Annotated in this window: 6 protein-coding genes; 1 reads left to right on the forward strand and 5 read right to left on the reverse strand. The window is 55.4% G+C overall.

What is annotated here, in order from left to right; genetic code table 11:
- Positions 1 to 109 precede the first annotated feature (109 nt).
- Positions 110 to 1,060, reverse strand: coding sequence for a hypothetical protein (locus tag ACFQDI_RS25095; protein WP_377172251.1), 951 nt, complete (start codon positions 1,058 to 1,060; stop codon positions 110 to 112).
- Between the two features lie 410 nt (positions 1,061 to 1,470).
- Here ACFQDI_RS25095 and ACFQDI_RS25100 point away from each other — a divergent pair, with 410 nt between their 5' ends.
- Complete coding sequence (locus ACFQDI_RS25100) at positions 1,471 to 2,418, forward strand: hypothetical protein (RefSeq protein WP_377172253.1); 948 nt, start codon at positions 1,471 to 1,473, stop codon at positions 2,416 to 2,418.
- Between the two features lie 260 nt (positions 2,419 to 2,678).
- Here ACFQDI_RS25100 and cysC read toward each other — a convergent pair whose 3' ends face one another.
- The 4 genes from cysC to ACFQDI_RS25120 form a co-directional block, all read right to left on the reverse strand.
- Positions 2,679 to 3,224: an adenylyl-sulfate kinase gene (gene cysC, locus ACFQDI_RS25105; RefSeq protein ID WP_377172256.1), complete on the reverse strand. Its 546-nt coding sequence runs from the start codon at positions 3,222 to 3,224 to the stop codon at positions 2,679 to 2,681.
- 12 nt (positions 3,225 to 3,236) lie between these two features.
- Complete coding sequence (locus ACFQDI_RS25110; protein WP_377172258.1) at positions 3,237 to 3,845, reverse strand: sulfotransferase family 2 domain-containing protein; 609 nt, start codon at positions 3,843 to 3,845, stop codon at positions 3,237 to 3,239.
- Positions 3,846 to 3,878: 33 nt separating this feature from the next.
- Positions 3,879 to 4,547: a glycosyltransferase family 32 protein gene (locus tag ACFQDI_RS25115; RefSeq protein ID WP_377172260.1), complete on the reverse strand. Its 669-nt coding sequence runs from the start codon at positions 4,545 to 4,547 to the stop codon at positions 3,879 to 3,881.
- A gap of 25 nt (positions 4,548 to 4,572) precedes the next feature.
- Positions 4,573 to 5,883 (reverse strand): GlcNAc-transferase family protein (locus ACFQDI_RS25120; protein ID WP_377172262.1); only part of this gene is annotated, 1,311 nt, incomplete at its 5' end.

The following is a 5,883-nucleotide window of genomic DNA, read 5'->3' on the forward strand; positions in this document are numbered from 1 at the left end:
CGAACCCAGGGCCAAGAAACGACGCCCCAAAACCCATCAGCTGCTGACGCAGCCGCGCCGCGAGTTTCAGGAAATCCCCCACCGCGACAAGTATCGAAAGGCGGCTTAATCAAGTGCCATTCATGCCAGGCATTTTGTTCCCACTTGATTGTGGGAGGGCATCAGGGTTTCGCGGTGGCAGCGATGTGGGTGTCTCCTTAACTTCTGAGTTATTTCTTGGTGATGTCCCCCGTCCTTCATCCTTCTTGTCGGGGTCTGATCCCCGGTAGGGGGTGACGGCCTGGCTAGGCGCTGCGGGGTTGCTGCCGTTTGCCGGCGGAGTGGACCCACGCACTGGCTGTGGTTGCGCTGCAAGGGTTCGGTCGGGTCCCTGAAGGCGCTGTTGTGACGAGGTCCCGCTGGCATCCTTTCCCATCTGCTGGCTCAAAAACGCCTCTGGTGCGCTGCGTTGTTCAAACAAGCGGCCTCCCGGCTGGGCGGGCTTGCTGTCTTGAGCGGGGGCTTGCCCGACAGGTGAGCGTGGAGCGGGAGGATGGAAAGCATCGCGGAGTTTCTGCGAGGAGGGGGAGAAGCCGCTGTCGCGGGTGCTGGAGGCAGCGGGAGGTGCATCATCGAAGCCGGAGCTGCGGGTGGTGTTTTCCCAGGGTTTGAGGGCGGGGGCGTATGCGTCCTCATTGTGATCCTGCGGTGGCGGGTCTTGGGCGGTGATGCGGGGCATGTACCAGGGCCTGTCGTCTGCGTGGTCTTGCGGGGTGGTGTCGTCCTCGGGGTCGGTTTCTGGCGGAGGGGGATCATCTTGATCCCTCGTTCTGGAGGGTGCGGCGCTGGTGGGTGTGGCGGAGCGTGGAGGGATCGGGACGATCCCTCTCCGGGGGCTGTCTTCCCGGAGCGGGGCGGTGGAAGGCGCAGGATTGTCACGCACCGGCAGGTGGCTAAAGGCGCGGACGCCGCCAGCGCGGGGCATGGGCTGCATGACGTCTTCGTCTTCCTCTTCTTCAAGGTGGTCAGGGCGGCGGGCACGTGCTTCAGGCAGGTGGGAGGTGGAGAAGATGAAGGCCATGGGAAAAGTCTTGGATCTGGGGATGCAAGTGAAAAGATACCGGAATGTGGTATGATGTGACATTCGTTGAGTTTGAGGCGCGGGAGCAGGCTGAAGAGCGGCCACGGAATGCACAAAAGGCCGGGAGCCGGGGGGGCTGAATCCGTTTGCGTGCACTTCCGTGCTTGTGCCCTGCCGGGGGGGCATGACAGAGGGGAGGGGCATGGCGGGTGCTGGCCGCTCAGCAGGGCCGGTTTGGCAGCACGGATGCGCCCAGGGCGGGAGAATTTTCGGACAAATGCCTGTTGATCCTAAAGATTCCACCCGGTTCCCTTGGGTTCTTTAAATCTGTTCGGTGGAACATCATAAATCTCAATTCAGCTTGCAGATATGTTCCTAAGCGTATCATTTGGCCACCCAACCACGTGCTCATGAAACAACTGCTCCTCACCCTTCTGCTGGTCTCTTTCGCCTCCACCTCCGCCCTGGCAGACAGCCCCGAGGCCATCCTCAAGGACTACCGCAAGCAGGCTGCGCAGGCCGTGGAGCGCGTGAACCAGTCGCTGGAGAAGGCCGCCATACCGCTGATTACCAAGCTGGCGAAGGATGGTGATGCCGCCGGTGCGGAGCTGCTGACCAACCAGCTCAAGGAGAAACTCGCCGGAGAGTCCGTGCCTTCTCCGCAGGCTAGTGCCGTGCAGCTCTTCTCCATGTATGACGATGCCCGAGCCAAGGCGCTTGCTCCTGTCCAAAAATCGAACATCGCTCGCATTGACAGCATGCTGAAAACGGCCGGCGGTCCCAAACTGGAAACCATCACGGAGTTAGGCAAGGTGCGCGAAGAGATCGTGGCGGGGACTGTGCAGCCGTTGGCGGGGCTGTCCCAAGAATCAGGAAGCGTAACGGACAATCTCCTGGATAACGGCTCATTTCAAAAGGGAACCGTTAAGTGGGAAATGACAACGCATGTTTCCTCAGCGAACGTCAAGTGGTCGGTGGATAGAAAGGTTTTGTTTCACGACAAGCCAACGCTGCGTGTCATCAATCCAAGTGTCACAGACACACACATCATCCAAAAAGTGAAGGTCAAGCCAAACACCCGCTATCGAATCTCAGGTTTCATCAGAGCACAGAACATCAAGGACCAAAATGGGAATGGCATCAATGCCTCCGGAGGTGATGGAGCCTGCCTCTCCATCGCCGGGAGAAATGGCTGTGCCAGCAGCCGTGTGAGTGCCGACTCATGGACTGAAGTCAGCAGTGAATTCAAAACAGAGAGTGAAACCGAGCGCGTATTCGAGTGCCGCCTCGGCTATTTTGGCGCCTCAGTCTCAGGCACCGCCTGGTTTGCCGAACTTAAGATGACCGAGGTCAAGTGAGAGCCTGCACCGGGCGTATCCAGCCGCCATCTCAAGGTGCCCTGTCATTGAGTGAAGACTTCTGAATGCAAAGATCTGAATTCAGGGTTCCTGAGAATTCGCTGATATTCGCGTCACCTGCCACTCTCAAGGCGAAGGACTGAAGGTTGCTGCTGGATATCACGGCATTCAATGCGGGGGGGGGCGACGGCGGGTCTCGTGAATACCATCCAAAAATCTTCCTTTCTGTCTGGTCCGCTCCTTGATTCAGATGCCGTTGCTCATGTAGAATCTGCAAATTGATGGATCAGCGAATGGATGCATGCGGGGATCGATTCAGTCGCTGTATCCAGCACCAGGTCGGATCTTGCCGGCTCTTCAAACACAAAATCTTTGCCTGGGAACTGGTGAATGTTTCCGGCCGCCGCCCTCGCATACAATCCTTTGGTGTCACGGGATGCACAGACTGCATAGTCACATTTCACAAACACCGCTTTGAAAGACTTGTCCCCAATGATGGAGCGGGCCATCTGGCGCATAGATTCATGCGGTGTCATCAAAGCGACTACCACAATCAGCCCCTGCTCGCAAAGCAGCTTGGCCAGTTCCGCTGTTCGCCGAACGTTTTCCTGCCTGTCCTCGCTCGAAAACGCCAGATCCTGGCACATCCCCATGCGCAGCCTGTCTCCGTCCAAAACGACAGCCGGGTGCATGGCTTCCCTGAGCACTTGGGCGAACGCAATGGCGAGTGTGGTTTTGCCCGCACCCGAAAGGCCGTAAAGCCACAAGACTTTAGCTTCTATTTTTCCAATATCAGCCGTGTTCATGGCATGCAAAATTTAACCTTTTGAGTTGAAGCCAAACAGCTCAAAGTCTTTTCGATAAAGGCTGGTTACTAAATCAACCAATCTGGATTTGTTCGCTATTTCAAGCTGGCCTGCGGAAGATGGGTTTAGAATATCCAGCGGCTCATGAGGCAGGCCAATGGTCTGGCATATGCGGAGCCACTCTTCCGGTAGATTTTCGAACTTATAGACATCATTGACCAGAACGCGATCCTGCGCATCGCAGATGAACGTATGCTGGGGGAAAAGGTGGACAATCTGACTGATGACGTCTGGTTTTTGCTCCACACAACTTATGAAAGTGTCCAATGTGGCGCACTCATGCACGATCTTATTGCGAAGATTGAGGTTGATCGGTCTGTCCAGCAGATAGAAAAAAGCAGACACAAAACGGCTTAGAGGGTGGCGCACGACTGCAAACTTGTAATAGTCATCAAATACGCCGGGGTACTTCTTTCTAAATCCCTCGGCCGTTGTGTGGCCGCCGACCACCACGCCGTTGTTTTCCCGCAGTCTTTTTTCAATGGAGGTGCCTGCGGTCTTCGGGACATGAACAAAGATCGTTTTTAAGTGGGGGTAAATCTGAGGGTTGGGATAGATCATGCAGTCTGAAAAATGGATGAAACAAGGTGCTGGTCACAGCGGGTGGCGCTGAGCAGGCCGGGCCGTTGCGGGATGACTGTGCGGATGCTGCCAAGTCGCGGCTCTTACATGGTAGCCATATTGATGCCTGCCCGTGCCTGCATTGCACTTTTCGTTGTCGAAATAGTCTCCATCAAAAACAAAAATGTTCGGCTTTTCAGTCAAGGCCTCGTAGTACTCTCCGAGGGCCCGCGGCCCGGTGTGGTGCAGGGGATTGAGGCCGGAGGGGAGTGCAAACATGTGTTTCAGCACATCCAGCCAGAATGGCTGAAGCGGTTTGCTTACCATGAAGGCGTTTCCGAGGAAGTGCTGCTTTTTGACGACAGCTTCCGTTGACTTGTAAAAATACATGTCGGCCTCGCCTGTGATGATCTCGTCGACTGGACGGGTGAAAACAAAATCAAGATCGGCATAGATTCCTCCATATTTGTACAGCATGCAGTATCTTGCTGTGTCCACCCTTTTGATATGCCGGTCGAGTGCTGACCACGCTTCATAAAATTGTGGGAAATCAGCCTTCATCAACCTTTCCAAGTCAGCGTCGGTCCATAGCTTGTATTCCCAATGCCCTAAAAAGGCTCTGACCGAAGCCTGAGATCTCTGAAAGACCCAGTAGGTGATGTTGTCGTCTTTCCATGTTTGATGGACGATTTTAGGAATCATGTTCATTTCATGAAAAAGGGAGCGCTCAGAGAGCCTGAATAACCTTGTCCAGCCATCCTTTAGAATGGCTGACAGGCCATAGGATGAACCTGGCCGGAGATGCCGATGATAAAAACCGCACTGTTTTGTGATTGGTTTGCTTTTTGGCCTCAGGGCTTTCTGCGTCGGCATCGAATCTGTGCAGCACCTTTCCGTCTGCGCATTCAATGGCAAAGTACACAAATTTCAAATCTGTGCATGACCCGATGTCTGAGTCATTCCATTTTAAGTCTACTGTTTGCTCTTTCAGGAATGAGCTGTCCCAGCTGGCTCCGTCCATGTAGGTGCAGGGCGGTGCGATGCCTTTCACGGCGTCTGCATGGAGGGTGCGCTTGCTGAAATTGATCCCGGCGTAGAGTTCGTAATCATGATGACTCCGGACTGTTCCAAGGTCATGGCCGGATATGTCCTCATCGTTCTCCTCTTCCTTCAGGAGCTTTCGAAGGCGCCTCTTGCTGATCACGTCTCGCTCATGCCATGCAACCAGTTCGTTCTGGGTCAGGTGATCATCCCAGTGCTTGACTCTTCCGGCGCGAGTGTACTCATGCCACACTCGCAGCCGGTGCGGGTGGAAAAGATCATAGCCGGAGGTGTAGGAGCGAATGGCGAGGCTGATTTCATCGCCCGCAAAATAGAGCTGAGGATCGTAACGGTAGTCTTCGCAGTGCTGGCCTAGCGTGAAGTAGAAATGCCCGCTCACAAATCTGGAGCGAAGCGGGCGGTTCATGTCCTGCCAGCCTTTGATCACCTGGGGCAGGAACATGATCGTGCCATGGGAGGTGAAGCGGTCCGCCACCATGCAGTAAGGCTCGGTCGCCGGAGCTTTCTCGCCTGAGGGATCATAGGTGCCGGCATAGGTGGTGATGATGGGCTTCGCGCTGCAGGTTGCTTCACAGTCTTGCATCAGTAGTGCATCCCAGTCCTGGATGAAGCGGTGGTGCGAATCGAGCTGAAGAGTGAATTCCTCGCCTTCCCACATCTTCTGCAGCCGCGATCTGGCCCAGCCAAGCCCCTGGCTTTGCCGCCATGGCACGTCATCAACTCGAAACTGTGGATTGCCCGAGAAAACGTTCATGGCTGTTTCTTCAGGGCCATGCTGCCAGCACACACCAAAGCGCAAATCGGCGGGGTATTTGGCTTTGGAGAGCGCGTCTTGAATGGTCGGTAACAGCTCGGGGTCCCGATAAGAAGCTATTTGGACAAAAATCATGTTGGATGATGGAGCTAAGGAATAGGCGGTGGTGTGGGTGTTGGGGGCGGTGGTGTGGGTGTTGGGGGCGGTGGTGTGGGTGTCGGG

The sequence above is a fragment of the Prosthecobacter fluviatilis genome (genome assembly GCF_042655725.1).
GTDB classification, from domain to species: Bacteria; Verrucomicrobiota; Verrucomicrobiia; order Verrucomicrobiales; family Verrucomicrobiaceae; genus Prosthecobacter; species Prosthecobacter fluviatilis.

What these genes read in the sequence shown, in the direction of transcription:
- ACFQDI_RS25110 (WP_377172258.1), bottom strand. Translation starts at nt 3,845, where the DNA reads ATGATCTATCCCAACCCTCAGATTTACCCCCACTTAAAAACGATCTTT.
- ACFQDI_RS25095 (WP_377172251.1), bottom strand. Translation starts at nt 1,060, where the DNA reads ATGGCCTTCATCTTCTCCACCTCCCACCTGCCTGAAGCACGTGCCCGC.
- ACFQDI_RS25100 (WP_377172253.1), top strand. Translation starts at nt 1,471, where the DNA reads ATGAAACAACTGCTCCTCACCCTTCTGCTGGTCTCTTTCGCCTCCACC.
- ACFQDI_RS25115 (WP_377172260.1), bottom strand. Translation starts at nt 4,547, where the DNA reads ATGATTCCTAAAATCGTCCATCAAACATGGAAAGACGACAACATCACC.
- cysC (WP_377172256.1), bottom strand. Translation starts at nt 3,224, where the DNA reads ATGAACACGGCTGATATTGGAAAAATAGAAGCTAAAGTCTTGTGGCTT.